The 26,682-nt window shown below is 53.2% G+C and carries 27 protein-coding genes; 8 read left to right on the forward strand and 19 right to left on the reverse strand.

What is annotated here, in order from left to right:
• The first annotated feature begins 153 nt into the window (after positions 1-153).
• Together R70331_RS20325 and R70331_RS20330 are read left to right on the forward strand one after the other, a co-directional pair.
• Entirely contained in the window at positions 154-1,191 is a 1,038-nt protein-coding gene (locus R70331_RS20325) for a serine hydrolase domain-containing protein (RefSeq protein ID WP_042178484.1), read from the forward strand.
• A gap of 12 nt (positions 1,192-1,203) precedes the next feature.
• Positions 1,204-1,809, forward strand: a complete 606-nt coding sequence (locus R70331_RS20330; protein ID WP_042178487.1) for a hypothetical protein — start codon at positions 1,204-1,206, stop codon at positions 1,807-1,809.
• A gap of 142 nt (positions 1,810-1,951) precedes the next feature.
• Here R70331_RS20330 and R70331_RS20335 read toward each other — a convergent pair whose 3' ends face one another.
• The 9 genes from R70331_RS20335 to R70331_RS20380 all read right to left on the reverse strand — a co-directional run bounded on the left by R70331_RS20335 (position 1,952) and on the right by R70331_RS20380 (position 11,176).
• Complete coding sequence (locus tag R70331_RS20335) at positions 1,952-3,283, reverse strand: pyrimidine-nucleoside phosphorylase (RefSeq protein ID WP_042178489.1); 1,332 nt, start codon at positions 3,281-3,283, stop codon at positions 1,952-1,954.
• Positions 3,284-3,370: 87 nt separating this feature from the next.
• Positions 3,371-4,192 (reverse strand): purine-nucleoside phosphorylase, encoded by an 822-nt coding sequence (locus R70331_RS20340; RefSeq protein WP_042178492.1) that lies wholly within the window; start codon positions 4,190-4,192, stop codon positions 3,371-3,373.
• Between the two features lie 48 nt (positions 4,193-4,240).
• On the reverse strand, positions 4,241-5,419 hold the full coding sequence (gene deoB, locus R70331_RS20345) for a phosphopentomutase (RefSeq protein ID WP_042178494.1): 1,179 nt from the start codon (positions 5,417-5,419) through the stop codon (positions 4,241-4,243).
• Between the two features lie 230 nt (positions 5,420-5,649).
• Entirely contained in the window at positions 5,650-6,540 is an 891-nt protein-coding gene (gene xerD, locus R70331_RS20350; RefSeq protein WP_042178496.1) for a site-specific tyrosine recombinase XerD, read from the reverse strand.
• 129 nt (positions 6,541-6,669) lie between these two features.
• Positions 6,670-6,903: a DUF4227 family protein gene (locus R70331_RS20355; protein ID WP_042178499.1), complete on the reverse strand. Its 234-nt coding sequence runs from the start codon at positions 6,901-6,903 to the stop codon at positions 6,670-6,672.
• A 169-nt stretch (positions 6,904-7,072) separates the two neighbouring features.
• Positions 7,073-7,540: a ferric iron uptake transcriptional regulator gene (gene fur, locus R70331_RS20360; protein ID WP_039875161.1), complete on the reverse strand. Its 468-nt coding sequence runs from the start codon at positions 7,538-7,540 to the stop codon at positions 7,073-7,075.
• A gap of 1,151 nt (positions 7,541-8,691) precedes the next feature.
• Positions 8,692-9,321, reverse strand: coding sequence for a stage II sporulation protein M (gene spoIIM / locus R70331_RS20370; RefSeq protein ID WP_039875164.1), 630 nt, complete (start codon positions 9,319-9,321; stop codon positions 8,692-8,694).
• Positions 9,322-9,422: 101 nt separating this feature from the next.
• Positions 9,423-10,640, reverse strand: a complete 1,218-nt coding sequence (locus tag R70331_RS20375) for an endonuclease Q family protein (RefSeq protein WP_042178505.1) — start codon at positions 10,638-10,640, stop codon at positions 9,423-9,425.
• The gene (locus tag R70331_RS20380; RefSeq protein ID WP_039875168.1) at positions 10,604-11,176 is read right to left on the reverse strand and encodes an NUDIX hydrolase; all 573 of its coding nucleotides are present in this window, start codon (positions 11,174-11,176) and stop codon (positions 10,604-10,606) included. Before R70331_RS20380 ends, R70331_RS20375 begins: the two co-directional genes overlap by 37 nt.
• A 77-nt stretch (positions 11,177-11,253) precedes the next feature.
• On the opposite strand from R70331_RS20380, the gene R70331_RS31610 reads away from it, so the two are divergent.
• Complete coding sequence (locus tag R70331_RS31610) at positions 11,254-11,427, forward strand: hypothetical protein (protein WP_156131165.1); 174 nt, start codon at positions 11,254-11,256, stop codon at positions 11,425-11,427.
• Positions 11,428-11,528: 101 nt separating this feature from the next.
• Here the strand turns inward: R70331_RS31610 and R70331_RS20385 are convergent, their stop codons facing one another.
• The gene (locus R70331_RS20385) at positions 11,529-12,656 is read right to left on the reverse strand and encodes a M20/M25/M40 family metallo-hydrolase (protein ID WP_042178508.1); all 1,128 of its coding nucleotides are present in this window, start codon (positions 12,654-12,656) and stop codon (positions 11,529-11,531) included.
• Between the two features lie 78 nt (positions 12,657-12,734).
• Between R70331_RS20385 and prli42 the strand changes: the two genes are divergently transcribed.
• A complete protein-coding gene (gene prli42 / locus R70331_RS31615; RefSeq protein WP_086074730.1) occupies positions 12,735-12,836 on the forward strand; it encodes a stressosome-associated protein Prli42 in 102 nt (33 codons plus the stop codon).
• 72 nt (positions 12,837-12,908) lie between these two features.
• Here the strand turns inward: prli42 and R70331_RS20390 are convergent, their stop codons facing one another.
• The 4 genes from R70331_RS20390 to lpdA all read right to left on the reverse strand — a co-directional run bounded on the left by R70331_RS20390 (position 12,909) and on the right by lpdA (position 18,491).
• Positions 12,909-14,345, reverse strand: a complete 1,437-nt coding sequence (locus R70331_RS20390) for a dihydrolipoamide acetyltransferase family protein (RefSeq protein ID WP_042178511.1) — start codon at positions 14,343-14,345, stop codon at positions 12,909-12,911.
• Between the two features lie 482 nt (positions 14,346-14,827).
• On the reverse strand, positions 14,828-15,814 hold the full coding sequence (locus R70331_RS20395; RefSeq protein WP_042178514.1) for an alpha-ketoacid dehydrogenase subunit beta: 987 nt from the start codon (positions 15,812-15,814) through the stop codon (positions 14,828-14,830).
• 3 nt (positions 15,815-15,817) lie between these two features.
• Entirely contained in the window at positions 15,818-16,852 is a 1,035-nt protein-coding gene (locus R70331_RS20400; RefSeq protein ID WP_042178516.1) for a thiamine pyrophosphate-dependent dehydrogenase E1 component subunit alpha, read from the reverse strand.
• Positions 16,853-17,069: 217 nt separating this feature from the next.
• Positions 17,070-18,491 (reverse strand): dihydrolipoyl dehydrogenase, encoded by a 1,422-nt coding sequence (lpdA, locus tag R70331_RS20405; RefSeq protein ID WP_042178519.1) that lies wholly within the window; start codon positions 18,489-18,491, stop codon positions 17,070-17,072.
• A gap of 168 nt (positions 18,492-18,659) precedes the next feature.
• Here lpdA and R70331_RS20410 point away from each other — a divergent pair, with 168 nt between their 5' ends.
• On the forward strand, positions 18,660-18,962 hold the full coding sequence (locus R70331_RS20410) for a DUF2627 domain-containing protein (protein WP_042178522.1): 303 nt from the start codon (positions 18,660-18,662) through the stop codon (positions 18,960-18,962).
• A gap of 353 nt (positions 18,963-19,315) precedes the next feature.
• Here R70331_RS20410 and R70331_RS20415 read toward each other — a convergent pair whose 3' ends face one another.
• The 3 genes from R70331_RS20415 to R70331_RS20425 are packed head-to-tail and all read right to left on the reverse strand — an operon-like array spanning position 19,316 to position 23,120.
• On the reverse strand, positions 19,316-21,157 hold the full coding sequence (locus tag R70331_RS20415; protein WP_042178525.1) for an ABC transporter ATP-binding protein: 1,842 nt from the start codon (positions 21,155-21,157) through the stop codon (positions 19,316-19,318).
• Positions 21,138-22,892 (reverse strand): ABC transporter ATP-binding protein, encoded by a 1,755-nt coding sequence (locus R70331_RS20420; protein ID WP_042178528.1) that lies wholly within the window; start codon positions 22,890-22,892, stop codon positions 21,138-21,140. Before R70331_RS20420 ends, R70331_RS20415 begins: the two co-directional genes overlap by 20 nt.
• An 18-nt stretch (positions 22,893-22,910) precedes the next feature.
• The gene (locus tag R70331_RS20425) at positions 22,911-23,120 is read right to left on the reverse strand and encodes a hypothetical protein (RefSeq protein ID WP_042178530.1); all 210 of its coding nucleotides are present in this window, start codon (positions 23,118-23,120) and stop codon (positions 22,911-22,913) included.
• Positions 23,121-23,345: 225 nt separating this feature from the next.
• Between R70331_RS20425 and R70331_RS20430 the strand changes: the two genes are divergently transcribed.
• Positions 23,346-23,915, forward strand: coding sequence for a thymidine kinase (locus R70331_RS20430; protein ID WP_042182951.1), 570 nt, complete (start codon positions 23,346-23,348; stop codon positions 23,913-23,915).
• Positions 23,916-23,985: 70 nt separating this feature from the next.
• Here R70331_RS20430 and R70331_RS20435 read toward each other — a convergent pair whose 3' ends face one another.
• Both R70331_RS20435 and R70331_RS20440 read right to left on the reverse strand, forming a co-directional pair.
• Positions 23,986-24,249, reverse strand: coding sequence for a hypothetical protein (locus R70331_RS20435; RefSeq protein ID WP_042178532.1), 264 nt, complete (start codon positions 24,247-24,249; stop codon positions 23,986-23,988).
• Between the two features lie 41 nt (positions 24,250-24,290).
• Positions 24,291-24,815, reverse strand: a complete 525-nt coding sequence (locus R70331_RS20440) for a DinB family protein (protein WP_042178535.1) — start codon at positions 24,813-24,815, stop codon at positions 24,291-24,293.
• Positions 24,816-25,598: 783 nt separating this feature from the next.
• Here R70331_RS20440 and R70331_RS20450 point away from each other — a divergent pair.
• Together R70331_RS20450 and R70331_RS20455 are read left to right on the forward strand one after the other, a co-directional pair.
• Entirely contained in the window at positions 25,599-26,123 is a 525-nt protein-coding gene (locus tag R70331_RS20450; RefSeq protein WP_042178540.1) for an accessory gene regulator ArgB-like protein, read from the forward strand.
• 137 nt (positions 26,124-26,260) lie between these two features.
• Positions 26,261-26,596, forward strand: coding sequence for a LytTR family DNA-binding domain-containing protein (locus R70331_RS20455; RefSeq protein WP_042178543.1), 336 nt, complete (start codon positions 26,261-26,263; stop codon positions 26,594-26,596).
• The last annotated feature ends 86 nt before the right edge of the window (positions 26,597-26,682 follow it).

Consider the following 26,682-nt stretch of genomic DNA (forward strand, 5'->3'; position numbering starts at 1 on the left):
CCTTACGTCACGCGTATGCTCTCTAACCGGCCGCAGACGTTTTATACAAGAACTCGGCATACCTTTTCAGGAACAGCCGTGATATGGTAGCTTAAGATGAAGAATGACTAGGGATATTTATCCAAGATGAATCAGGAATCAGGAGGTCATATTATGCCACATCAGCAGCTGGCTGCTGTAATGAGAGCCGAGGCGGAGGCAGCAGTATTCTCGGGAGCTTTTCTCGTGACAAACACCGCTCTACCCGCCGTCACCGGCGCATTTGGATACGCCAACAAAGCCGACGTAACCCCTAACCGGGCTGACACACGCTTCGGCATTGCCTCAGGCTGCAAGCTATTCACTGCAATTGCTGTCTGCCAGCTGGTTGAGCAGGGCAAGCTCTCGCTGGTAGACAAGGTCATGGATGTGCTGGACCGGACCGTTTTCCCACAGTTCAGTCCATATTTCACCGTGCATCAGCTGCTGACCCACAGTGCAGGAATTCCGGATTATTTTGATGAGGAGACGATGGAGGATTTTGCCGAGCTCTGGACAACCCGGCCGATGTATCTGCTGCGGGGGCCCCGGAATTTTGTGCCGATGTTCTGTGAGCTGCCGATGATTTCCGAGCCGGGCACCAGGTTCCGCTACAATAACGCCGGTTACATTCTGCTTGGACTGCTGGTTGAGAAGCTTAGCGGATTAACCTTTACCGATTATGTGGAGCAGCAGATTTTTGCGGCATGCGGAATGAATGACTCCGGATATTTTGCACTGGACGCACTCCCCGGCAATACGGCCCAGGGCTACATCGTGAAGGAGGACGGCACGCACACCACGAACATCTACTCCATTCCGGTAAAAGGGGGCGCTGACGGCGGCGCGTTCGTGACCGCTCCTGATATGCTGCTGCTGTGGGAGGGGCTGCTTCAGCACAGGCTGCTAGGGCCGGAAATGACTGCCCTGCTGTTAACCCCGCATATTCATGAAGATAAGGATGATTACTACGGCTACGGCGTGTGGATTACGAAGCGTGATAGCGGTGTGTATAAATATCATGTGATGGGCTATGATCCCGGGGTATCCTTCCACTCCGCCCATTACCCGGCCAGCGGTACTACCGCTGTAGTCCTCTGTAACGAGAGCCGGGGAGCTTACCGGATGCAGCAGGCTGTGGAAAATTGGCTGAACAGCGGAAGAGAAGGCTGAGGTGTCTGCATTGTGAAAAATAAAGTGGTAATGGCCATCATGATTCTTTCTCTTATCACGTCTTTATTGACCTTTGCGCAATCCTACTATCGAACTGCGGAGGGTCAAGGGTCTGCTGACCGGCAGATCCGTAATACTATCTTTGATCTGTCCGACCGGCAGATGAAGCAGGCTATCGCTACAGGCAGCGGTGATCTGCAGTCGGTCAAGGCATTTCAGACGGAGCAGCAGGCCGCTGTAATTGAAAGTAACCAGTCCGGCATACAGCCTTCTGTCAACGTTAATACACCCTATTACTATATCGCGATGATGTCCTACTCTGCTCTCAGCACAGGCCAGGAATACACCTTAAGTGAGGCCAGGAAGCTTAATAAGCAATTTTCAGACTTAGGCCAGCTGGGGTTTAGCATAAAAGCTTCCGGGGATAATGCCCGTTTCACTGAACACATCAGCATCATGCTGAGGCAGGGTTCAACAGCAATGCAGCCCGGCAGCATAACAGGAAAAGATGAACAAGCTGACAAAGATGGGGCTGAAGCAGGCAGCACTAGCTATTCCAAAGTCCTGATCCCTATTTCGATACACGCCGAATCGATTTCAGCCAGCCTGCCGAGCTGATCTATACAGATGATGGACAGCATTTGTCCGTGACCTATCAGATTGATTTTGCGGCGGTAAAATAAAAAAAACTGCCGGGAATTCCCGGCAGTCTGGACGTACGGGACAGCTAGTGTTCCGTACGTTTGTGTTAAATTGCAGCCTAGTACCGCGTAACGCCGTTCTTGGTCACCAGTGCGAATACCAGCGGCTGCGGCGGAACCGGCTCAGCGGAGATGCGGTAAGCTTCCAGCACCTTGGCTTCCGCTTCCTGCACCTTGCTCACGCCCGCGTTGTTCACATGCAGTACAGCCAGCGTATCGCCTGCGGCAACGGCATCGCCGACCTTCAGGGACAGCTGGATGCCGACAGCCAGGTCGATCTGCGATTCCTTGGTCTCGCGGCCTGCGCCGAGAAGCATGGCGGCTACGCCAATCTCCTCAGCCTGAATGCTCTCCACATAGCCTGCGGAAGCAGCCTTCACCTCGATGAAGCGGCCTGCCGAAGGCAGCGTATCCGGTGCTTCCACCTGCGACACATCCCCGCCTTGGGCGGTTACCATCTGCTTGAACTTCTCCAGGGCGCTGCCGTCCTTAATATGAGACAGCAGAATGGAGCGTGCTTCAGCTTCATCCTTCGCCTTACCGCCCAGCACCAGCATCTGGCTGCCCAGAATGAGGCAGACCTCCTGCAGATCCTTCGGCCCCTGACCCTTCAGCGTCTCGATGCCTTCCTTAATCTCCAGCGCATTGCCGATGCCGAAGCCCAGCGGCTGATCCATATCGCTGATTACGGCCACTGTGTTACGGCCGAGATGCGTGCCGATATCGACCATGGCCTGTGCCAGGGCGATTGAATCGTCCAGCGTTTTCATGAAGGCGCCGCTGCCGGTTTTGACGTCAAGCACGATGGCGTCTGCGCCGGCGGCGATTTTTTTGCTCATAACGGAGCTTGCGATCAGCGGAATGGATTCCACCGTCGCGGTCACGTCACGCAGTGCATACAGCTTCTTGTCAGCCGGGGTAATGTTACCTGACTGGCCGATTACGGCCGCGCCAATCTCCCCGACCTGGGCAAAGAACTGCTCACGGCCCATCTCCACCGAGAAGCCGGAGATCGACTCCAGCTTGTCGAGTGTGCCGCCAGTGTGACCGAGCCCGCGGCCGGACATTTTGGCGACCGGCACTCCGGCTGCTGCCACCAGCGGTGCAAGCACCACGGTTGTCTTGTCGCCCACGCCGCCGGTGGAGTGCTTGTCCACCTTAATTCCGGCGATCGGGCTAAGATCCACCTGGTCCCCGGACATTGCCATCTCAAGGGTCAGATCGCCGGTTTCCCGCGCATTCATTCCCCGGAAGTACACAGCCATAGCCCAGGCGGAAATCTGGTAATCCGGAATCTCACCTTTGCTGTAGCCCTGGACCAGGAAAGCAATTTCTTCACGGCTTAATTCGCCGCCGTCTCTTTTTTTCTGAATCAGATCAACTGCACGCATTAGTTTTGCACCTCACGGATGATGGCTCTTACGAGCCCGATAAATTTAGTATACATCTAAAGTAGAACACGCCGGTAATGGATCAGCCTACATCTTAGGAATAAAGGCCAGCACCAGCTTCAAAAAGCGCTCGCGCACACGCTCAGCTGTCTCCATAACCTCGGCATGGTTCAGCGGCTGGTCAAGGATGCCGGCAGCCATGTTGGTGATACAGGAAATTCCCAGTACCTCAAGGCCTGCATGACGGGCTACAATAGTCTCTGATACGGTGGACATCCCTACGGCATCCGCACCCAGAACGCGCAGCATCACAATCTCGGCAGGCGTTTCATAGTTCGGTCCGAGCAGACCGGCATAGACACCTTCCTTGAACTCAAAATTCTGCGCTGCCGCAGCTTCCTTGGCTACTGCAATCAGACGCGGGCTGTAAGCAGCCGACATATCCGGGAACCGTACGCCAAGCGCGTTATCGTTCGGTCCGATCAGCGGATTGCAGCCGGTCAGGTTCAGGTGGTCGGTAATCAGCATCAGATCGCCCGGGGTATAATCCTTGTTCACACCGCCGGCGGCATTGGTCACGAGCAGGCTGGTTACACCAAGCTCCTTCATGACCCGTACCGGGAAGGCCGTTGTTTCCGGACCGTAGCCTTCATACATGTGGAAGCGGCCTTTCATCATTACCACCCGGCGTCCTTCGATAAGGCCGATCAGCAGCTCGCCTTCATGACCTTCAACGGTCGATACCGGGAAATGCGGAATTTCGTTATATGGAATAACTACTTCATCTGTAATCAGGTCTGCCAGCACACCAAGCCCGGAGCCGAGAATCAAGCCGATTTCCGGTGCTACTGTACATTGATCTTTAATATAGGCTACTGCCTCTTGAATATGGTTTTGAGTTACTGCCATGGTTTGTTGCCTCCTTGAGGGTATGCCCGGATTGCTCCGGGCTGGGTTCTATTTAAGTTCTGACAAAAAGCTTGTCCCGTACTGCGGCGCCTTTGCCCCGAAATTGTCGGCAAGCGTTGCCGCCACGTCCGAGAAGGTCTGGCGGATGCCCAGGCTGCCCGGATTCTTGAACCGCGGGCTGTATACCAGCAGCGGCACATATTCGCGGGTGTGATCCGTTCCGCTGTGGACCGGGTCATTGCCGTGGTCAGCGGATATAATCAGCAGATCGTCTTCGCCCAGCGTGGACAGCAGCTCAGGAATGGCTTCATCAAAGACCTCCAGCGCACGTCCGTACCCTTCCGGATCACGGCGGTGGCCGTACAGGGAATCAAAATCCACCAGATTGGTGAACAGGAAGCCGTCAAAGGGCCTACGCAGCTCATCAATTGTGATCTGGATGCCATGCTCGTTGCTCTTGGTCGGATACGAGGCAGTAACTCCTTCTCCGGTGAAAATATCATTGATTTTACCGACTGCAATAACATCCTTACCGATATCCTGCAGGGCGTTCATTACTGTCGGCTCCGGGGGCTTAACGGCATAGTCATGACGGTTAGGGGTACGCTTGAAGTCTCCCGGCTCGCCGACATACGGGCGGGCAATAACGCGGCCTACCGAGAATTCCGGAGCCATCGTCAGCTCACGGGCGATTGTGCAGGCGCTGTACAGCTCTTCAAGCGGAATAACCTCCTCATGGGCGGCGAGCTGGAACACGCTGTCTGCCGAAGTGTACACAATCCAGGCCCCGGTCTTCATCTGCTCTTCGCCGTATTCCACAAGAATTTCAGTACCGGAAGCCGGCTTGTTGCCGATGACCTTGCGGCCGGTTGCTGCTTCAAATTTCTCAATCAGCTCTGCAGGGAAGCCGTCCGGGTACACGTTAAAAGGAACCTCGATCTTCAGTCCCATTAGCTCCCAGTGGCCAGTCATCGTATCCTTACCTACGGAGACCTCCTGCATTTTACCGTAATATCCGGTTGGCTTAAGCACCGGCTCAAGCGGCGGCAGGGCCGCAATATTAGCCAAGCCAAGCTTTTGCAGGTTAGGCAGCTTCAGGCCGGGCACCTTCTCCAGAATATGGCCCAGCGTATGGGACCCTTTATCTCCAAAACTTTCGGCATCCGGCGCTTCACCGATACCTACACTATCAAGCACAATAAATCCGATCCGTTTAAATGAGGACATTACATCATTCACTCCTTCGCAGTATGCGTAACCTGAGGTCGTATTAAAAACAGGAAGAAACGGCTCTACCTGCTTCCGCAGGGCTGCGCCCAGGGAAAGCCAGCGGTTCCACAGCCCCGCTTGTCAGGTACCCGTTTTTTTCGCCGAATGAACCATCCGGACCTGTTTTGATCCGGTCATTCATTCAGTATGATTCCATCATAACTATCTTACTCATAAAAAGCATCTTTTTAAGCACGCGGATGATGATTCTCATAGACTTCCTTCATATTTTTGCGGGCAATCCCGCTGTATATCTGTGTAGTCGAGATATCGGCATGGCCCAGCATCTGCTGAACGGACCGGAGATCGGCACCGCCTTCAAGCAGATGTGCGGCAAACGAATGCCTTAAGGTGTGCGGGGTAATATCCTGCCCGATCTGGGCTTCCCGCGCGTATTTTTTGATGATTTTCCAGAAGCCCTGACGGGTCAGCCGTCCGCCGAGACTGTTCAGGAACAGTGCCGGCTCATCCAGGCTGCTGCGCAGCAGCTTGTCCCGCATTCCGTCCGTATACCTTGCTACACTGTCTGCAGCAATCGTACCAATCGGAATAATCCGCTCCTTGCCGGAGGCCGAGCTGCAGCGGGCGAATTTCAGCCCGGTCTGCACATCACCGACATCCAGCGAGATCAGCTCGGAGACCCGGATGCCGGTTGCATACAGCAGCTCCAGCATCGCTTTATCCCGCATCCCCTGCGGGCTGTTCCCTTCGGGAGCAGCCAGGAGCCGCTCCACCTCCCCGATGCTGAGAATCATCGGCGGCTTCTTGCTGGGCTTGATTTTATCCATATCCAGCGTCGGGTCCTGATTAATCTGCCGCGTTTTCAGTAAAAAATGAAAAAAGGCGCGCAGCGATACCGTACTACGATTAACCGTAGCCGCTGCCCGTCCAGCTCCGCGCAGCTGCGCATGGTACTGAAGCAGATGTGTTCTTCTTATTTCATCCGGCGAAGCAATTCCCCGTCCGGCTGCAAATTCAAGGAACTGCGTAACATCCCGTCCGTAAGATTCAAGCGTGCTGGGGGACAAGCCCTTATCCTCGGTAAGATACTGCATAAAAGGCTGCAAATGCGACTTCATTCACTCACGCTCCCGTCTGCTCAGGCTGCTATTCGCGGCAATGCAGCATTTAGGCATAAGATTCTTTTAAAATTTTAGCTATATGGCTACATTCGACACACTTCTAGCATTTTCCTGCTTGTCCCGGCATCACTCACCGTACCAGTAATAGAGCCGCAGCCGTTCGCCGGCGCTGAGCCTTCCGCTGTCATGCGGAGCCTCCTGAAATGCCCGGACAGCCGAGCCCTCCGGAATGTCGTAGTGATCAACCGGACTGATCCAGCCGCCGACCCAGTTCAGCACATAATACAGCAGACAGCTAAAAGCGACCAGCAGGGTCATAAAATACAACCGGCGCACCGTTTTAGGAATAGAGACGATCATCAGCATACCTCCCGCTTTATCTTGACTCGTCCTACACTTTATGCGCCGGCTTACAGGGTTATGTATGTCCGGACTTGAAATCTCCAAGCCTTATCCATATTTTACGATTGAAAAAGCCCCCTCCGGCGTACCGGAGAGAGCTTGTGCGGTAATTCCTCATCTATAAGCTTTATTCGGGAGCGCTGCCGTCCGCTGCATTTTTGTCCTTACAACGGTGGCAAATCCCGTGAAAATCAAGTCTATGATCAAGCACCGTAAAATTAAATTCGTTCTCAAGCCGCTCTTCCAGCGGTCCCAGCCAGTCCTCACGGATCTCGTCCATCGAGCCGCACTGCACACAAATCAGATGATGATGGTGATGCTTGGCCGTATCCGTCCGCAGATCATAACGGGCAACGCCGTCTCCGAAATTGATTTTCTCCACGACATGAAGCTCGCTGAGCAATTCCAGGGTACGATATACGGTGGCGAGACCGATCTCGGGAGCCTTTTCCTTTACAAGCATAAACACATCTTCCGCGCTTAAATGATCCTCTTCGTTCTCCAGCAGCACTCTTAAGGTTGCTTCCCGTTGTGGCGTAAGCTTATATCCTTGGGATTGTAGCTGTTGTTTAATCTTGTCTATCCGGGCTTCCACCTGTCTCCCTCCCCCTTGGAAAATTACCGCACCGGGCATAAAACCACTTCTATATTATAGGGGGAGTCCCTTTGAGAAGTCAAACTCTTTTAGAATCATTTTAAATTAGATATATTCACATAAAAAAAGGGACCCCGCCGGCGTCCGGCAGGGCCAAGTTCTATTATAAGGGGGTCATGGGATTACTATAAACCGCGAAGCTTAAGATAGGATGAATAAGAGATAAAGGTTTGCTGAAACGGTGCTTGGAAGGATTGGGGATTGTAGATTGATTGGAATGTTATAGGAGCTTGATAGGAGTTTTGATAGAAACGTTATAGGAGAGCAAGCAGCTTGAAGCTGCTAATCTTTTTACAAAATAATAGGATATACTGGAAGTTAAGGATTACATCCAAAGCAAAGGGGTCATAGCAATCAGCATGCAGCGAATCAAAAAAGCCATAAAAGCCAGCTTAATTTTCCTGGGCATCTTCAACGGCCTGAGGTATCTACTCAGAGAGGTTATATTCGGGAACACCGGCTCATTCGGAGCCGTTACTAATGTTGTCCAAAAGGCAAGCCTGGGGATTGTCATTCTGTTAAGCTTGCTTTTTACAGCGTGGGTGATTAATGAGCGGAATTGACCCGGTACACAGCAGATTATAATTCTATGCCGGGCTAGCAACCCCACTTCAACCTTCGGCATCATATTTGGCATAACATTCAGCCTTCCGGCTGGCTTATAACAAGCGAATTCAGACTATTATTTTATAATCTATTATCCCCCGGGTATTTAGTTCGAACTTTAGTTCGAATGAATCCACTTACATTACTTATACCTAGTCTGGACACTAATTTAGTTGGAAAAAGCTCAGCTAATCCTGCCACTTTCGAGCAAAATATGCTTTCCAGCCGATGTAAGCGGATTCTTTCCAGCTAATCATAGGTTTGTAGCGGAAAAGGTGGTATTAGCGGGTGTTTTTCCACCTAATCTGCTGCTGCACCTTAGCTTTTTGAGGATAGCAGGTCCCGGCGGCTCTGGAGGACTGGCTGAACAGTTCTTAGACGGTCTAACAACGAAGCTTAGCGTATAAAATAAAACCAGCCTGTCCGGATATTACCCGGCAGACTGGTTTGTTATAGGTGCATACCTGATTGCTCGCGATTACAGTTTACAGCGAAACCAGCATCGGCGTCACCCAGCGCATCATGGCAGGCGTTACCCAGGCCTCAAACCCGGAAACCCCGAGAACCAGTACGGCCATGCCCAGGGACAGCAGCGTATACGTCACGAACGGTCTGGTCACCGGTGTCCGTCTGCCGCCGAGCACACGGCTGCGGATCATCAGCAGAGAGAAGGCGATAGCGGCAGCGCTGCTGACCAGCAGCACCGGAATGAGCACCAGATTATGCGGAGCGACAGAGACAAGCGCAAACAGCATACCGTGCCAGGAATACTCGCTGACCATGCAGCCGACGGTGAAGCCGATCAGCACGCCTTTGAGAAAATCAAGAATGAGAATCCCCGGCAGCCCGATCACCGACAAGCCCAGAATCCAGATCAGCCCCACCCATTTCAGATTCAGTGCGGCGATGCTCCAGAAGGAATCCGGTGCAGCCGGCAGCCCCTGCTGGTCCACCGTCACAAAAAAATTCCCGAGATAATCCCCCAGCTCCTGCTGCTGATCGAGCGTCAGGCTGCTGACAATCAGCGCCCCGAACACAACCCCGACCAGAAATAATACCGCTACGAAAATATAAAGAGGCGTCTGTTCCTTGATCATCAGCCGTAAACTGCGCATCGGGACGTTCTCCTTTCAGGTCACATGTTAAACCATATGAGGAAACGTCCCGCTCTATGACTTGTCCTTTGTGAGACTCTGAGGTTATCTGCCCAGCTGTGTCAACGGCTCACTTTACCGTAGATACCTCCGCCGCCCGAAGTCAGGGCAAGCCCGCCGCTGCGGGCCAGCACAATCTGCGCAGCCAGCTCAGGCCCGGTCACCGCCGCTAATTCAGCCTCGCCGGCCCGGTGCAGAATATTCATCTCGGTGCCGAATGCCGCCAGCAGTGCGTTCATCTTCGCCTTACCCAGCCCCGGGATAAACTCCAGCGGAACCTGGTAATGGTAAGGCGGACGGTGATCCGGAACAAGCGGCTGCTCCCGGTCGGCAATATGCAGGATACGGTCAAACACTCCCTGTACAAGCTTGGTGCTTCCGCAATAAGGACAGCGCTCAGAGGTGGCGGCAGCTTCATCAATAATGCTGCCGCAGCCTGCACAGTAACTGCGGTGATATTTGCCGAGCCGCGGATTGAGGCCGAAGTTGGCCCCCACCCTCCGGCCTTCACGGCGCTCAAGCGCCAGCCGGAACTCATCGAATGAGGGAGCCGCCAGTTCGAGCACATTGTATTCGCGGCCGATTTTGCCGAGAGAATGCGCGTCGGAATTGGTCAGGAAGGAATAACGGTCCAGCTCGGAGATGTAGCCGGCCATTGCCGAATCTGCGCTCAGGCCAAGCTCAACAGCGGCAATCTGCTCCAGGTCAAACAGCTCGGCCATCCGCTCAGTGGCACAGCCGTACAGCCCTTTATGCGGCGTAAAAATATGCGCCGGAATCAGCAGGCCTCCCCGTCCGCATATTTCCTCCTGCAGCACGCGTGAGGGGGCATACAGCCGCTGGGAGCTGAGATTCACGTTGCGCATATGCCGGCTCATCCAGGCGCTGAAATCCTCCATCGCCGCAAGGTCCGGCATAAAGGCCAGCACATGGCATTCCTTGCGGCCCGGCTCACGGATTTCAATTTCGGTGCCGAGCAGAATCGTCGTTCCCCGGTAGGCTACCCCGCCGCCGTCTGCTTCAGCCATCTCACCGGACATCAGCAAATCTCGGATATCCTGCATTACACCGGGCGAGTGGCTGTCGATGATCCCAATCAGTTCAATTCCTTTGCGCTCTGCAGCTTCCCTGGCGATATTGGCAAAGGTAAGATCACGGCTGCCGCTGATTTTCACAGCATTTCCTGCAGAGGTTCTGCCGATGTGGACATGCAGGTCGCAGTAAAAGCTGTGCAGCTCAGGCGTTAGTGCCATTGCCCTGTCAGTGTATAGAGATGCCATGCGTAGACGGCCATCATCGTTTTGGCATCGGCAATCCTTCCGTCCGCAATGTACTGGTACGCTTCCTCAAGCGTCAGCTCGGACACCTCCAGGAATTCATCCTCATCCAGCGCCATATCGCCCGGCTGGGCATTCTCCGTCACATACAGATGAATAATCTCATCCGCAAAGCCCGGCGAGGTATAAAAGGATTTCAGCAGCTTCAGCTCACCGCTATGAAAACCAGTCTCTTCCTGCAGTTCACGGCCTGCGGCTTCCAGAGGATCTTCCCCCTTGTCCAGCTTTCCGGCCGGAATCTCCACCTCAGTACGGTGCATCGGCTGGCGGTACTGCTCAACGACCAGCATTTTATTGTTATTAAGCGCAAGCACCGCTACAGCTCCCGGATGCTTTACAACCTCGCGGGTAGCGCTGTTGCCGTCCGGCAGCTTCACGGTGTCTACCTGCAGACTGATGATTTTCCCTTCAAAGATCGGCTGCGTGGACAAAGTCTCTTCATCGAGTGCAGGATTGCTGTGCTTTTCAAAATTTTTCATAGATTCATGGTCTCCTTTGGCTGAGTTCTGCATAGGGTGTATTATAGCAAACTTAAGGGGAAAGAAGGAATGCAAGCATGAATGACATCCTTATCCGTACCAGCAGATCAGCCGTTACAGCCGTTGGCAAGCCTGAGCAGATTAAAGCCGTTATTGCAGAATGGATTGAACGGTACGGGCGCGACATGCCCTTGTCCTACGTCCTGCTGCTGCAGGCAGACAACCGGCTGAATCCGCCAAAAGCAGGCTGACTGCATCCCTTCTGCACCCGCCGGTAATAAGAAGGAGCTGCTCCGGCTTTTTGCGGAAACAGCTCCTTTTTACATCTGCACAGCCGCCGAGGCGGACAGGCTTATGCTTTTGCGCTTTCTTGAATAATAGCTACGACGAGCTCAGCCGCTTTCACGATATCATCAGCCTTGATCCGTTCTTTGGTGGTGTGAATATGCTCGTACCCGATGGCCAGGTTAACAGTAGGTACCTTGAGGCCGTTGAATACATTGGCGTCACTGCCGCCTCCTGAAGGGAACAAGCGTGTTGTCAGACCCAGGGAAGTAATTGCACGGTCCGCCAGCTGCACCACAGGATCATTTTCATTAAAGCTGAAGGCCGGATAAATAATCTCACTGCGGAACTCGCATTCTGCACCGTATTCGCGGACGGTTGTTTCGAGCGCTTCGCGCATCGAGGCAATCTGCAGCTCCACCTTTTCCTGCACGATACTGCGCGCCTCAGCATCCAGCTGCACATGGTCACAGACGACGTTAGTCGGGCCGCCGCCGGCAAATTTGCCGATGTTGGCTGTCGTTTCCTTGTCAATCCGGCCCAGCTTCATTGCGGAAATCGCCTTGCCTGCCACCTGAATCGCGCTAATTCCATCCTCAGGATTCACACCGGCATGAGCAGATTTGCCAAAAATCTGCATCGTGATTCTCGCCTGCGTAGGTGCGGCAACAGCAATTGCGCCGATCTCGCCGTTAGAATCGAGGGCAAAGCCCATATCTGCATCCAGATGGCTCGGGTCCATCGCACGTGCGCCAAGCAGACCAGACTCCTCGCCTGCTGTGATTACGAACTGTAGCTGTCCGTGCGGAATTTTCTGCTCCTGAATAACACGGATCGCTTCAAACAGGGCCGCCAGACCCGCTTTATCGTCAGCGCCGAGAATGGTCGTGCCGTCACTGGTGATCCAGCCGTCTTCCCCGAGGGCAGGCTTGATATTTTGCCCGGGAACCACGGTATCCATATGGCAGGTGAACAGCAGCTTCGGTGCCGCAGCGCCGCTGTCTGCCGCCCAGGTCACGAACAGGTTACCCGCTCCGTGTCCGGTACGCTCCATAGAATCATCCTCGATGGCTGTAAGTCCCAGAGCACTGAATTTTTCTTTTAGCACATCGGCAATCTGCCGCTCATTTCCGGTCTCGCTGTCCACCCGGACAAGCTCCATGAATTCCTCAATCAATCGGTCTCTTACTATCACTGGACTTCCCTCTCTTTCACAGATACGTTACAATGGTGGTAATGCTGTTAACTTACACTAATCCTAAAGGAGTCACACATGAATCGTCAAAAATGGTTCCGCATCGTTATCTATATCATGCTGATCGCAATGATCGCCTCAACACTGCTGATGGTAGTCGAGCCTTTCCTGGCCGGTTAAAAAAGCTTAATAACAGCGTCCGGTACTTACCGGACGCTGTTTGCTGTGTCACGGCGCTTATGCAGCCGCTGATTAATAGAGCTTGGTATCCGGAGTATAACCCTCCAGATTGTCCTTCACGCGCTGCAGGAAGCGTCCGCAGATGACACCGTCCAGAATCCGGTGGTCCAGCGACAGGCAGATGTTGGCCATGGAGCGCACCGCAATCATGTCGTTGATGACGACCGGCTTTTTGACAATGGATTCGAACGTCAGGATCGCCGCCTGCGGGTAGTTGATAATCGGATAGGACAGGATGGAGCCGAACGACCCTGTATTGTTGACTGTAAAGGTACCGCCCTGCATATCATCGAGGCGCAGCTTGCCTTCCCGGGTCTTCTGGGCCAGCTCGTCGATCTCGCGTGCCAGGCCGGCGATGTTCTTCTGGTCAGCCTTCTTGATCACCGGGGTCATAACGGAATCCTCTGTGCCGACCGCCAGCGCGATGTTGATGTCGCGTTTGACAATGATTTTGTCAACGGCCCAGACGGAGTTCATGATCGGATAGTCTTTGATCGCACTGACTACAGCCTTCATCATAAAGGCCAGATAGGTCAGGTTGATGCCTTCCTTGCGCTTGAACTCATCCTTGAGCTTGTTGCGCAGGACAACCAGATTGGTCACGTCCACTTCAATCATCGTCCAGGCATGCGGAATCTCCGAGACGCTCTGGCGCATTCTGGTCGCAATGGTGTTGCGGATCGGCGTCACGTCGATCAGGTACTCTGAGCTGCTGCCCAGTCCGCCTTCGACCTCAATGGTCGGAATGCGCGGGGATTCACTCAGGTGAAGCCCTGAATTGCGCACCGGCTCCAGCTGCTCCTGCGCCTCCGCTTGAATGACCTGAAGCGCAGGCTGCTGCAGCGCTTCTGGCACTTGCCGGCCGGCTTGCCCCGCGCCGGCTGCGCCCGGATGTGCAGGTACCGTCTGACCGGCGGCTGCGCCGCCGTTCTCCAGGTACGCCAGCACATCCTTGCGGGTGATGCGCCCGCCGAGCCCGGTGCCCGGCACGGCGCTTAGGTCAATGCGGTGCTCCGCTGCAAGCGTCTGCACCGCGGGGGAGTAGCGGGAGCGCATAGGCGCGTCCGCTGCTGAGAGAGACGGCGCTGCCGGCCGGACCGGCGCGGCTGGCGTTCCTGGCGCAGGCGCGGCTGCGGCCGCCTGCGGGGCAGTGCCCGCTGCCGGTGCGGAGCTTCCGGCAGAAGCGCCCGCCGGCGCTGCCACGGCGATGCGGGCGATGATCTCGCCAACGCTAATGACCTGGCCTTCCTCGGCCAGCAGCTCAACCAGCGTGCCTTCCACGGTAGAAGGCAGCTCGGCATTGACTTTGTCCGTAATCAGCTCGCAGATCGGCTCATATTCCTCCACGCGGTCGCCCGGCTGCTTCAGCCACTTGCCGATTGTAGCGGACACCAGTGATTCCGCCAGCTGCGGCATTACCACGTCCGTCAGCTTTGTATTGTCAGACATATTGTCACTCCTTAAAGTTTGGTAAGCACAGGCTTCCTGATGATTCTTCGTACATAACTTGCTTCGGAGGCTTGGCTTAGTTAGATAGTATAAATTTAAGGCCTGTAAGTATTGTTTGGGTGGAACGTTATCCTGCTATAGTTGAACGTTAACTTACTTTGGTTGAACGTTAACTTACTTTAGTTGGGCGTTAACCTACTTTAGTTGAACGTTAGCCTACTTTAGTTGAACGTTAGCCTACTTTAGTTGAACTTTAGCCTACTTTAGTCGGAAATCCTCCACCTAAATCCGCAGCAAACGCCCGCCACAGAAGATTAGTTGGATAAACGCCACTTAAAAGCTCACATTCCACCGTCAAAGCTCCATATGGGCGAAATTAGATGGCGATTATCCAGCTAATTCTTATAAATAGCGCCAAAATTCAAAATTAGCTGGCGAAAATCCACCTAATCCGGAAACTCGATGGTAGCAAGGTACTCCCCTTAATACTGCGCCAGCCGCAGCATCTCTGCCTTCACCTTATCTTTGCTCAGCATGAAGAACTTCTCCATCGGCGGGCTGATCGGCATGGCCGGCACATCAGGGCCGCACAGCCGGAAGATCGGCGCATCCAGCTCAAACAGACAGTGCTCGGCGATGATCGCCGCCACTTCGCCGCCGATGCCGCCGGTTTTGTTGTCCTCATGGACGATCAGCACCTTGCCCGTCTGGCGGGCTGCGGCGATAATCGCGTCACGGTCGAGCGGCTGCAGCGTGCGCAGATCCAGAATGTGCGCGGTAATGCCTTCTTCGCGCTCCAGCTCCTCCGCTGCCTGCATCGCAAAATGCAGCGGTAAACTGTAACCGATCACCGTAATGTCGCTGCCCTCGCGCAGCAGGTTCGCTTCGCCGATCGGCACGATATAATCGTCCTCAGGCACGTCTTCCTTGATCAGCTTGTAGCATTTTTTGTTCTCGAAGAACAGCACCGGATCAGGGTCGCGTACCGCTGCCTTCAGCAGGCCCTTGGCATCAGCTGCCGAATATGGCGCCACGATCTTCAGCCCAGGCGTACCGAAAAAGATCGATTCCGGACACTGGGAATGATACAGTCCGCCGAAGATCCCGCCGCCGATCGGCGCGCGGATAACAACCGGACAGCTCCAGTCGTTGTTGGAGCGGTAACGGATTTTGGCCGCCTCGCTAATAATCTGGTTGGTCGCCGGCAGCATGAAATCAGAGTACTGCATTTCGGCAATCGGCTTCATGCCGTACATCGCCGCCCCGATGGCTACACCGGCAATTGCCGACTCGGCCAGCGGCGTATCCATGACGCGTTCTTCCCCGAACTGCTCCTGCAGCCCTTTGGTAGTGGTGAACACGCCGCCCTTAACACCGACGTCCTCGCCAAGCACGAATACTGACTCATCGCGCTCCATTTCTTCCTTCATCGCCAGCCGGATCGCATCGATATATTCCATCATCGCCATGATTTATGCTCCTCCTTTGAGGCCGGATTCGTCGTACACATGCAGCAGCGTATCTTCCGGTTTCGGGAATGGTGCATTTTCGGCGTACGCAATAGCCTCTTTCAATTCGAGATTGTATTCAGCAACGAGATCACGCTCCTGCTCATCACTCCAAAGCCCCTGTTCAATGAGATAGGTCCGGAATGCGGCAATGCCGTCTTTTTTCCAGTTCTCGTCTACCTCTTCCTTGGTCCGGTAAGCCAGATCATTGTCCGAGGTGGAGTGCGGCGACAAACGGTACATCATCGCTTCAATCAGTGTCGGCCCTTCACCGGCCAGTGCGCGCTCCCGCGCTTCCTTCACTACACGGTAAACTTCCAGCGGATCATTGCCGTCTACACGCACACCCGGGAAGCCGTAGCCCAGCGCACGGTCGCTGACCTTGCCGCCAAGCTGCTTATGAACCGGAACAGAAATCGCATACTGGTTATTTTGGCAAAAAATAATGACCGGCAGCTTATTCACACCCGCAAAGTTGCATGCCTCATGAAAATCCCCCTGATTGCTGGAGCCTTCGCCAAAAGTGACAAAAGAAACGAACTTCTTCTTCTGCATCTTTGCAGCCAGCGCAAAGCCGACCGCATGAGGAACCTGGGTTGTCACCGGACTTGAGCCGGTCACAATACGCAGACGCTTGCTCCCGAAATGGCCCGGCATCTGCCGGCCGCCGCTGTTCGGGTCCTCCGCCTTGGCGAATACGGACAGCATCAGCTCACGCGTAGTCATCCCTACCGTCAGCACAAAGGCATAATCCCGGTAATACGGTAAAAAATAATCATTCTGCCGGTCCAGCGCAAACGCCGCAGCAACCTGCGCCGCCTCCTGGCCGATTCCCGAGACGTGGAAATTGATCTTTCCGGCCCGCTGCAGCAGCAGGCTGCGCTCATCGTATTTCCGTCCCAACTGCATATATCTGTACATGTCAATGACCTGGCCGTCTGTCAGTCCAAGCTGTTTATGTCTGTTGGTCTTGTTAGCAGTAGTACCTTGAGATTCCATACAGAGGTACCTCCTAAAAATTTTGATGGGTTATTGGCATGCGCCATAGCACTGTCTTTAACCTGATCTTATAACCAGGTACTAAGACTAGACTAAATACATTATAAGCCCTTTCACCGCAAAAAGAAAAGAGAGGAAAAGCCGGAAAAGAACGGTTGTGCGCTCATCACGCTCCGCCAGCTCTCTCCGGCATTCCTTTTGCTCCCCTGAGCTTATATTAGAACCCGATGGCTCTGCCATCCACCGCCAGCATTGCTTCACCAATCACTTCGGACAGGGTCGGATGGGCATGGATTGCCTCCCCGACTTCCCAAGGTGTAGCATCCAGCAGCTGGGCCAGCGCCGCTTCCCCGATCAGGTCGGTCACATGCGGACCGATCATCTGCACTCCGAGAATGTCGCCGCTGCTGCGGTCCGCAACTACCTTGACGAATCCATCCTTCATCCCGTGAACGATCGCCTTGCCGATCGCCGAGAACGGGAATTTCCCGGTCACAACGTCATGCCCTAAGCTCTTCGCTTCCTTCTCGGTATAACCGACACTAGCCACCTCCGGCCGTGTATAGACACAACGCGGCACAAGATGGGCATGATACGGATGAAGCTGCTCCCCTGCCAGATGATTGACGGCACGGATGCCTTCATGTGATGCTGCATGGGCCAGTTGCAGCCCGCCGATGCAGTCACCGATTGCATAGATATGCGGCTCACCGGTCTGCATATTCGCATTGACCTCGATCACGCCTCTATCAAAGCGGATATCTGTATTTTCCAGTCCGATGTTCTCGATATTGGCCACTCTGCCAACCGACACAAGCAGCTTTCCTGCGGACAGCGTCTGGCTCTGCTCTCCTTTGCGGGCTTCGATACTGATCCCGTCCTCTGTAATGGCACTGGTCTCCGGGTCTACAGTAGTGCCTGTTAGCACTTTAACTCCGCGCTTCTTAAGCAGTCTGGTCAGCTCACGGGCAATTTCTGCATCCTCAAACGGCAGCAACTGGTCTGCAGCTTCGACAACGGTAACCTGAACGCCAAAATCCGCCAGCATCGAAGCCCACTCCACTCCGATCACGCCGCCGCCCACAATAAGTATGGAAGCCGGCAGTTCCTCCAGTGTGAGCGCTTCTTCGCTGCTCAGAATTACCTTGCCGTCAGGCTTCAGTCCCGGAAGCACACGCGGGCGTGAGCCGGTAGCCACGATGAGATTAGTAGAGACCACTGTCTCCATCTCTCCGTCCTCCAGCTCAACAGCCACCGCACCGCTGCGCGGTGAGAAAATCGACGGGCCGATAATGCGGCCCTTGCCTTTAACCACCTGGATTTTATTTTTGCGCATCAGATACTGTACGCCCTGGTGCAACTGCTCCACAACCGCGTCCTTACGGGCCTGCACCTTCGGGAATACCAGCTTGACGCCTGATGTTTCGATTCCGTAGCTTTCGCTCTCCTGTATTTCAGCGTATACCTCCGCACTGCGCAGCAGCGACTTGCTTGGAATGCAGCCGCGGTGCAGACAGGTTCCGCCCAGCTTGTCCATTTCGATGACGACGACAGACTTGCCGAGCTGGGCAGCGCGGATCGCCGCCACATATCCACCGGTTCCTCCGCCCAGAATAGCTACGTCACAGGAAATTGTCATTGTATGTATCCTCCAGTCAATACTCAAAAGTTCTGCATAACTCTCTACATTGTACTCTCTTTTCAGTGCAATTCAAAACGTACAAACGTCATATAGGCATGGACTTTTGCCATGTGAAGCGTTATCATATTGGTGAATTCAATAGGTTGCAGGGAGAGTGTTGCCGGTATGAAACTGATCATTTCACGCTTCTGTGCCATCCTTATTCTCGTGATTCCGGGACTTCTGGCGATGAAGGGATTCCTGATGATGAAGGACGACCTGTTCAATTATCTCTCCATGCACGGCGACGACAGGGTAACTCCGGTTTTTGCCTGGCTGCATTTCGGCGGCGGGCTGCTGCTGTTCGCGGCGGGCATGAGTTTTCTCGGCGGCTGGATTCTCACCCGTGACCGCAAGAAAAATTACGTCGGTCCCCGGTTCAGGGAAAAGCAAAAAGCTGAACAGCCGGCGGCTAAGAACACCTTATAAACTTGTTATTTACTTACCCATAAACAATAAGGGCACTTTTACCTTTCATTCCACCAACTTAGCCCATTCTTCCGAAATCAAAGGCATTTTTGCCTTTCATTCCGCCAACTTAGCCCCATTCCGCTGAAATCAAAGGCACTTTTACCTTTCATCCCGCCAACTTGCCCCATTCCGCCAGCCCCACCCACCATTCCTGCTCTCCACCCAGCCTATACTTCACGACTAACAGCGGTAGAATCCGCACATTAACGCATATCAAAAAAGCAGCAAGCCCGCTTCACCGGCACACTGTGCTCCGGGAAACGCGGCTTGCTGCTTTTCTTGTTCCTATAACACTCAGCTCAGACCAAATCCTAAGCCCCGCCCGGCGCAGCTTTGCGCGCACCATTAACAAGCTCGCTGTAGAGCCCGCCCTGGCGCATCAGCTCGTCATGCGGGCCGTGCTGGAGCAGGCGGCCGTCCTGCAGCACCAGGATACGGTCAGCGGCACGGATCGTGCCGAGCCGGTGGGCAATGACGAAGCTGGTCCGGCCCTTCATCAGCGCCTGCAGCCCCTCCTGGATTTTGATCTCAGTAACGGTATCAATGCTGCTGGTCGCTTCATCCAGCACCAGCATCGCCGGATCGGCCAGGATGGCCCGCGCAATCGCCAGCAGCTGCCTCTGACCCTGGCTGATACCGCTGCCGTCCACAGACAGCATCCGGTCATAGCCTCCGCGCATCCGCATAATGAAGGAGTGGGCATTCGCCAGCTTCGCCGCCTCCTCAACTTCTGCGTCGGTGGCATCCAGCCGGCCGTAGCGGATATTATCGCGGATCGTCCCCTTGAACAGGAAGGTGTCCTGCAGCACAAAAGCCATCTGGCTCCGCAAGCTCTCACGGCGGATGGAGGACAGATCCCTCCCGTCCAGCGTGATGCTGCCTTTGCTTGGATCATAGAAGCGGGACAGCAGGCCGATCAGCGTTGTTTTGCCGGCGCCTGTCGGTCCGACCAGGGCAATCATTTCGCCCGGCTTCGCTTCAAAGCTGATATCATGCAGAATATCCTTGCCCTCGTCATAGGAGAAGGATACGTCCTTGAAGACGACTGCCCCCTCGACATGATTAAGCGATACTGCCGCCCCCTCGTCCCGGGCTTCCGTCTCCTCCTCCATCACCTCAAACACCCGCTCCGCCCCGGCAATCGCCGACAGCAGCGTATTCCACTGGTTTGCCAGGTCATTAAGGGGTCTCGTGAACTGGCGGGTGTACTCCACAAAGGCGATGATAATCCCGACCGTCACAATATCACGGACGGCCAGATAACCGCCGATGCCTGCCACAATGGCAAAGCTCAAATTGTTCAGCCCGTTCATCAGCTTGGGAATAAAGCCTGAGATCGCCTGGGCCCAGTATCCTGACAGCATAATCCTTGTATTGCGCTCACGGAAGCCGGAAATGACCCGTTCCTCCTGTGAAAAGGCTTTGATTACCCGCTGGCCCGACAACGTCTCTTCAATGTAACCGTTCATCTCGCCGACATTGCGCTGCCGCTCCTTGAACAGCGGCCCCGTACGCCGCGTAATCCAGCGCATGCCGAGGAACATCAGCGGCACGACGATGAAGGTCAGGAGCGTTAGCAGCGGGCTGAGCCACAGCATCACACCTACTGTCCCTGCCAGCGTCAGTACACTTGAAAAAATCTGAATAGCCGAGCTGTTCAGTGTCGAGCTGATATTCTCAATATCATTGGTCAGCCGGCTCATAATTTCACCCTGCTGCCTGCGGTTAAAGAACGAAATCGGCAGCCTGTGCAGATAAGCGAACAGGTCGGTACGCATCCGGTATACCGTCTCCTGGGCAATCTCAATCATCCAGATGTTTTGCAGCCAGGAAGCCAGAGAAGTGAACAGGTAGACCAGCCCCAGCATAATGAGGAAAATGACCCAGCTCCGCCCCCCGTCACCTTCCAGATAGTGATCCACCGCACGGCTGATCAGATAAGGCCCCAGAAGCGCCAGTGCTGTACTAATCAGGACAAGAAGCAATACAAGCGTCAGCTTAGCCCTGCGCTTGGCAAGATAGCTCCAGATTCTTGAGAGGGTGGCAGACCAGTTCTTGGGCTTCGCCTTAGGCTTCCGGCCTCCGGCCGTTTTGTCACCTGTTCCAAAATCCGGCCCCGGATGGCGGAAAGGGTCAGTTAATGCTTTGAACATGCTGCGCCCCCTCCCCTGTCTGCGATTCATATATTTTCCGGTATAATGGTGATCCGGCCAGAAGTTCCCGGTGGGTTCCCTTGACAATCAGGCGGCCTTCATCGAGCAGCAGAATCAGGTCAGCCGAGACGGTTGAGCTGATCTTCTGGGTAATCAGGACGGTCGTACAGGACATAGAAGTAAGCTCCTCCAGTAACCGCCCTTCTGTTACGGCATCCAGTGCACTTGTACTATCATCCAGGATAAGAACTGCCGGCTTGCGGACAAGTGCCCGGGCAATGGTCAGCCGCTGCTTCTGTCCGCCCGACAGATTAACCCCGCGCTGGCCGAGCATCGTATCATAGCCTTCCGGCAGCCCAGCGATGGTGTTGTGAATCTGCGCCGCTGCGGCCGCCCGCTCGATCTCCTCCACAGTAGCATGTTCATTGCCCCAGGCGATATTCTCCCGCACAGAGCCGCTGAACAGCAGCACCTCCTGCGGCACATAGCCGATCGACCTGCGCAGCCTGGACATTTCAATGTCCGCACTGTCCATCCCGTCAATCCGGATAATTCCGCCGGTCTGCTCATAAAGCCGGGGAATCAACCCGACCAGCGAAGACTTGCCGGAGCCTGTCGCACCGAGTATAGCCACCCGCTGGCCCGGCTCCACCTTGAACGAGACATCTTCAAGCGCAGCAATATCACTTTCCGGGTAGCTGAAGCTAACCTTGTCGAACTCAATTTTACCTTGAATCGTATGTTTCCCATTCATGCTCTGCTGTGACGCTGCAGGATCTGATTGCCTGTCTCCGTCAGGCGATGCCATTACTTCAGAGATACGCTGCTCTGAGGCAACTGCCCGCGAGAACGTTGCCATAATCCAGGACAGAGCAGACATCGCCCCAATGGTGCGGAGTGCATAGTTAATGACAGCAACGGTCTGCCCCAGGGTAGCTTCACCGGCAGCAATTTCAATCCGCCCGAACCATAGTACAGCGACAATGCCCGCATTAACGATCAGCATAATGAGCGGTCCCATCGTCTCGGTCAGCCTAAGCGCAGCAATCGTCGATTTCATCAGCCCGCCGCTGAACGATGCGAACCGGCCGATCTCATGGCCCATGCGCACAAATACGCGGATGAGCCGGATGCCTGTCAGATTTTCCTGAATGACACCGTTTACACCATCCAGTCTGCTCTGTACCAGCTTGAACAGCGCCGAAGACCTGCGCATCACCCAGGCCAGAAACAGAATCAGCACCGGAAGCGTTACAGCCAGCAGCAGACCCAGCTTCACATGCACGACCAGCGCCATTACGACACTGCCCAGCACAACCAGCGGAACGCGGGTCATAAACCGCAGCGCCATAAAAACCGTATCCTGCAGCTGCGTCACATCCCCGGTCAGCCGCGTAATCAGAGAGGACGTCGGAAACCGGTTAAACACCTCATACGTGAACGACTGTACCTTTTCATACAGCTTTTCCCGCAGATCGAAGGCAAAGCCCTGGCTGGCATGAGAGGCAAAGAAGGAGCTCAGGATTCCTGCAGCGAACGCTATGACAGCGCTCAGGGTCAGGACCCCGCCCCACAGCCAGACCACGGACATGTCTTTTTCAACAATGCCGTTATCGATGATCTTGGAGATCAGAAGAGGCTGCGACAGCTCGACTGCCAGCTCAATCCCCATCATGGCCAGGGCAGCAATGGCGGCTACCCTGTATTTTTTGAGATAGGAGAATATTAAATTCATCTGCTGTACCTCGCCCAGTTATTCGTATAGAGCTTCCCTTAACCGTGTTGACATGGCAGATCCCTGCCCGTTCTTCAGTATAACCCTGCGCAGCGCCTTGTTACTCCGGTTCAGCTCTGTCAGCTCCTCCAGCATGTCCGATAGCAGGGTCTGTACTTCCTCTGATAATCCTCCATTCTCCCGGGCACCTGCTACCCGTTCCTTATACTGTTCCAATTTTTCCGGCACTTGTCATAACTTCCTTCCCGTAAAAGGTTCTCCCGCTGAAAAACACGTGCGTCCATTATAACACATCCGTCTATACGATCTTAGCGCAGGAAATGACGATACAGAAATGTCCCCGGCCATGCAATGTTTTCACTGGCTACTTCACGGGCACATATGATACTCTAAGAAGGTCGCATTTTCAGGCATACTATACTCTTAGGGATAAGAGCGAAAGGATAGATGGACGTGGCACAGTTGTTTTTCAGGTACGGCGCAATGAACAGCGGCAAATCCATTGAGATTCTCAAGGTAGCCCATAATTATGAGGAGCAAGGCAAGTCAGTGCTCATCTTCACCCCATCCATTGATGACCGGGACGAGGTTGGTTACATTTCCTCCCGTATCGGACTGCGCAAGCAGGCTATAGCCATTGACGAAAAAACCGATATCTACGGCATCGTAAGCAGCAACCTGCCCAAGCCGCACTGCGTGCTGATTGACGAATCCCAGTTCCTTACCAAGGACTGTATTCTCCAGCTTGTACGCATCGTGGATGAGCTCAACATTCCGGTTATGGCCTTCGGCCTCAAAAATGACTTCCAGAACAATCTCTTCGAGGGCAGCAAATACATGCTGATCTACGCAGATAAAATCGAAGAAATGAAGACCATTTGCTGGTTCTGTGAGCGTAAGGCAACAATGGCGCTGCGCGTGGAGGACGGCAAGCCCGTCTACAGCGGCAAGCAGATCCAGATCGGCGGCAATGAAGCTTATTACCCTGTCTGCCGTAAATGTCACAAGAATCCGCCTTTGTAGCAGCAAAAAAAGCATTCCGGTACCGTTCAACGACGGCTGGAATGCTTTTTTTATTTATAGGCTTGGCACACTATCTCTGCTTCTGAATAGCCTGAAGAGCATGGTATTCATCTTCCCTGCTTACAAACAGCTCATGCCTGGAAGACAGGTTCCCACCGTAATGGGTGCGGCTTGAACCGGCACGCATTCCTCCGTTGATTCTGGAGCGGTGGCGGATTCCTGCTGTACTGAGGCGGTTCTTAATGACGTAATATTCCATCTGGTCAAAAGTGGTATAGAGCAGCGTCCGTTCCGGCGGTATGAAGAAATGCAGTATGCTTCTGGCAATGCCCATGCCGGCTCCCTCCCCGTCTATGCTGTTCCAAAGCTCTCAGGTTAAGCCTGATTCAGGTACCGCTCCTGCAGTATATTCATGTGATGTCTTTCATGTCCGGCAATCATGCACGCCTGGGCTCTGACCGTTACCGGCACCGAATAGAAGTTTCCCGCCCGGGTCCAGACCTCATCCGACAGGCTTTCCAGCAGGGCAAGTGTTGATTCCCGGACAATCCGGTAATGAAGCACCAGCTGCTTCAGGGTGAAGCGCTCAAAATGACCGGAGGCAACGTAATCCTTCTCTTCATAACCGGGCAGCTGCGCCTGCTCGCCCCTGGCAAAACAGAGCAGCCGGTAAGACATAATCCGGTCATTATCGGTCAGGTGGCCGACCATCTCCTTGATGCTCCACTTCTCCGGGGCATACCTGTAACTGCCCTGTTCTTCACTGAGCCCGCCGAGCAGCGCAAAAACCTCCTTCGACTGCTCACGCAGAATCGTGGTAATGTCGCCTTGCGGCGGTACTAAAGCGATATAACCTGCCTGAGCTTCAGTATACTCTCCTTGTTCCGGACGCTGGTTCATATTAACTGCCCCTCTCACCTAAAATTATGAAGATTTTGTTGAAGAGTGTAAAATGCTATTGTTGTATTTTAGTATATTATGTATAATATTTGCAAGAATAAGGAAGAGTCAACTTGTTCACCGGGAGTGTAGGTATGCTGGATTTTTCGATATATATGTTCTTCTCTGTCCTGGAAACCTTCGCTATGTTCCTGCTTGCATTTCGAGTTTTTAAGATTGATCTTTACATAACTGAAATGATTTTTGCAAGTCTGATTATGGGCTTTGTCTCGTTCGTCCTTCGGCATGATTATAGTATGTTGCTTATAGATGTTGTTATTCAATATCTGCTTACCTTCTGCTTCTTTTGGCTTTTGTTCCGAATCCACATTTTTTATGCAGCGATAATGACTGGCCTAGCCTATTTATCCTACATGCTGCTGCAATCGACCTGCTATTTAATTATGAATTTTACAGGTTTCTTTTCCTTAACCTTTTTGTATCCATCAATAGGAGTTAATATTCTACAGATCGTTTCTGCTTTGACTACACTTTTAATAGCCCGTTATATCAGAAAACAAAGAAAAGGCTTTGATTTCGTACCGGACAAACAGAATAAAAAGCTTAGAATCCAATCACATGAATTTATATTGTTTGCTCTAACCTTACCATGTGTTCTGGTTGTTGTTTTAATGATCAATCTCTCAGAGCGTTACTCCAGTTATTTCTTCTTGATGCCTTTAGCCTATGGAGCCTTGTTATATAGCTATTTATATCTCTCATATAAAAAGGACAGGTCTGAGAATGAACACATTATCTCATAAAATTGCAGCTGCCATAAAAAAAGCTAACCCGGAGGAAACCTACTCTGTTGAAATCATGCAATATTCACTCGGCATTATATTAAATACGCTGCTAATCATTACTGCTACAGCAATGATCGGCTTGCTTACAGGCCACTTTGGTGAGTTCATGACCTTCCTTCTGAGCTGCTCCATTCTTCGCCTAACATCAGGCGGATTTCATCTCAAGACGGCGAGAGCCTGTAACCTTTTTTCTATTCTCTTATGTACACTCATTCCTTATCTTTTCAGCTTCTCGGGAGCGGCTCTTACGGTCATTAATATGACAAGCCTGCTTATCATGCTTCTATTCGCACCTAACCCGGATACAAATGCCCGGATGCCGGTGAAATTATATCCGCTACTCAAGATAATCTCTATTCTTCTGGTGAGTCTTAATTTTTTTATTCATTCGTCTGTCATCGGATTGGCGTTTATCGTTCAATCCTTAACAGTAATACCATGGATAAGGAGGGAAAAACAATGAAAAAGTCGCTTGCCAAGCATGCTTCCTCAATCCTTGCCGCTTCTTCCCGTTTATTTGTTTCAATCATGAAACCAGCTTTTCACAGCCCAGAAGCACCAAAGGAACTCCGTAAGTAATCCAACAAGGATGGGGAAAACATGCGTGTCTTACAAAACGACGGTTCTTCCCTGGATATTCGGGAGGAAGACATATTGTATTTTTCCAGCTACAAAAATGCAATATTCGTCCATACGAAAGAAGGCGAATTTGTTTTCCCCACTACTCTTTCCGATCTTCTGATTGCTTACAAGGGTAAAGGATTCGAACGCCTTGACCGTAATAATGTGGTTAGCCTTAACAAGGTGAACACGTATGACGCCGAGCGCAAAATTGTCCACTTCACTGAAGGCGAACAATTCACTACAGTATCGGAGTCTAACGAACCCCGGATCAAGAGGTTTCTTTCCACACACTTGAGCGAATCAGATGACTGATTGAGTTGCTGTATGCCGTATCTTTCAAAAATCCCGGTATCGTTATCGATACCGGGATTTTTGCTTGGGCAGCGGGCAAATATTAT

It is taken from the genome of Paenibacillus sp. FSL R7-0331, from assembly GCF_000758645.1.
In the GTDB taxonomy this organism is placed as follows: domain Bacteria; phylum Bacillota; class Bacilli; order Paenibacillales; family Paenibacillaceae; genus Paenibacillus_AQ; species Paenibacillus_AQ camerounensis.

Excerpts from the sequence above, each read along its gene's own strand:
- R70331_RS20325 (WP_042178484.1), top strand. The coding sequence starts at position 154 with ATGCCACATCAGCAGCTGGCTGCTGTAATGAGAGCCGAGGCGGAGGCA.
- R70331_RS20335 (WP_042178489.1), bottom strand. The coding sequence starts at position 3,283 with ATGCGTGCAGTTGATCTGATTCAGAAAAAAAGAGACGGCGGCGAATTA.
- R70331_RS20340 (WP_042178492.1), bottom strand. The coding sequence starts at position 4,192 with ATGGCAGTAACTCAAAACCATATTCAAGAGGCAGTAGCCTATATTAAA.
- deoB (WP_042178494.1), bottom strand. The coding sequence starts at position 5,419 with ATGTCCTCATTTAAACGGATCGGATTTATTGTGCTTGATAGTGTAGGT.
- xerD (WP_042178496.1), bottom strand. The coding sequence starts at position 6,540 with ATGAAGTCGCATTTGCAGCCTTTTATGCAGTATCTTACCGAGGATAAG.
- R70331_RS20355 (WP_042178499.1), bottom strand. The coding sequence starts at position 6,903 with ATGATCGTCTCTATTCCTAAAACGGTGCGCCGGTTGTATTTTATGACC.
- spoIIM (WP_039875164.1), bottom strand. The coding sequence starts at position 9,321 with ATGCGCAGTTTACGGCTGATGATCAAGGAACAGACGCCTCTTTATATT.
- R70331_RS20375 (WP_042178505.1), bottom strand. The coding sequence starts at position 10,640 with ATGGCATCTCTATACACTGACAGGGCAATGGCACTAACGCCTGAGCTG.
- R70331_RS20380 (WP_039875168.1), bottom strand. The coding sequence starts at position 11,176 with ATGAAAAATTTTGAAAAGCACAGCAATCCTGCACTCGATGAAGAGACT.
- R70331_RS31610 (WP_156131165.1), top strand. The coding sequence starts at position 11,254 with ATGAATGACATCCTTATCCGTACCAGCAGATCAGCCGTTACAGCCGTT.
- prli42 (WP_086074730.1), top strand. The coding sequence starts at position 12,735 with ATGAATCGTCAAAAATGGTTCCGCATCGTTATCTATATCATGCTGATC.
- R70331_RS20390 (WP_042178511.1), bottom strand. The coding sequence starts at position 14,345 with ATGTCTGACAATACAAAGCTGACGGACGTGGTAATGCCGCAGCTGGCG.
- R70331_RS20395 (WP_042178514.1), bottom strand. The coding sequence starts at position 15,814 with ATGGCGATGATGGAATATATCGATGCGATCCGGCTGGCGATGAAGGAA.
- R70331_RS20400 (WP_042178516.1), bottom strand. The coding sequence starts at position 16,852 with ATGGAATCTCAAGGTACTACTGCTAACAAGACCAACAGACATAAACAG.
- lpdA (WP_042178519.1), bottom strand. The coding sequence starts at position 18,491 with ATGACAATTTCCTGTGACGTAGCTATTCTGGGCGGAGGAACCGGTGGA.
- R70331_RS20410 (WP_042178522.1), top strand. The coding sequence starts at position 18,660 with ATGAAACTGATCATTTCACGCTTCTGTGCCATCCTTATTCTCGTGATT.
- R70331_RS20415 (WP_042178525.1), bottom strand. The coding sequence starts at position 21,157 with ATGTTCAAAGCATTAACTGACCCTTTCCGCCATCCGGGGCCGGATTTT.
- R70331_RS20420 (WP_042178528.1), bottom strand. The coding sequence starts at position 22,892 with ATGAATTTAATATTCTCCTATCTCAAAAAATACAGGGTAGCCGCCATT.
- R70331_RS20435 (WP_042178532.1), bottom strand. The coding sequence starts at position 24,249 with ATGGGCATTGCCAGAAGCATACTGCATTTCTTCATACCGCCGGAACGG.
- R70331_RS20440 (WP_042178535.1), bottom strand. The coding sequence starts at position 24,815 with ATGAACCAGCGTCCGGAACAAGGAGAGTATACTGAAGCTCAGGCAGGT.
- R70331_RS20450 (WP_042178540.1), top strand. The coding sequence starts at position 25,599 with ATGAACACATTATCTCATAAAATTGCAGCTGCCATAAAAAAAGCTAAC.
- R70331_RS20455 (WP_042178543.1), top strand. The coding sequence starts at position 26,261 with ATGCGTGTCTTACAAAACGACGGTTCTTCCCTGGATATTCGGGAGGAA.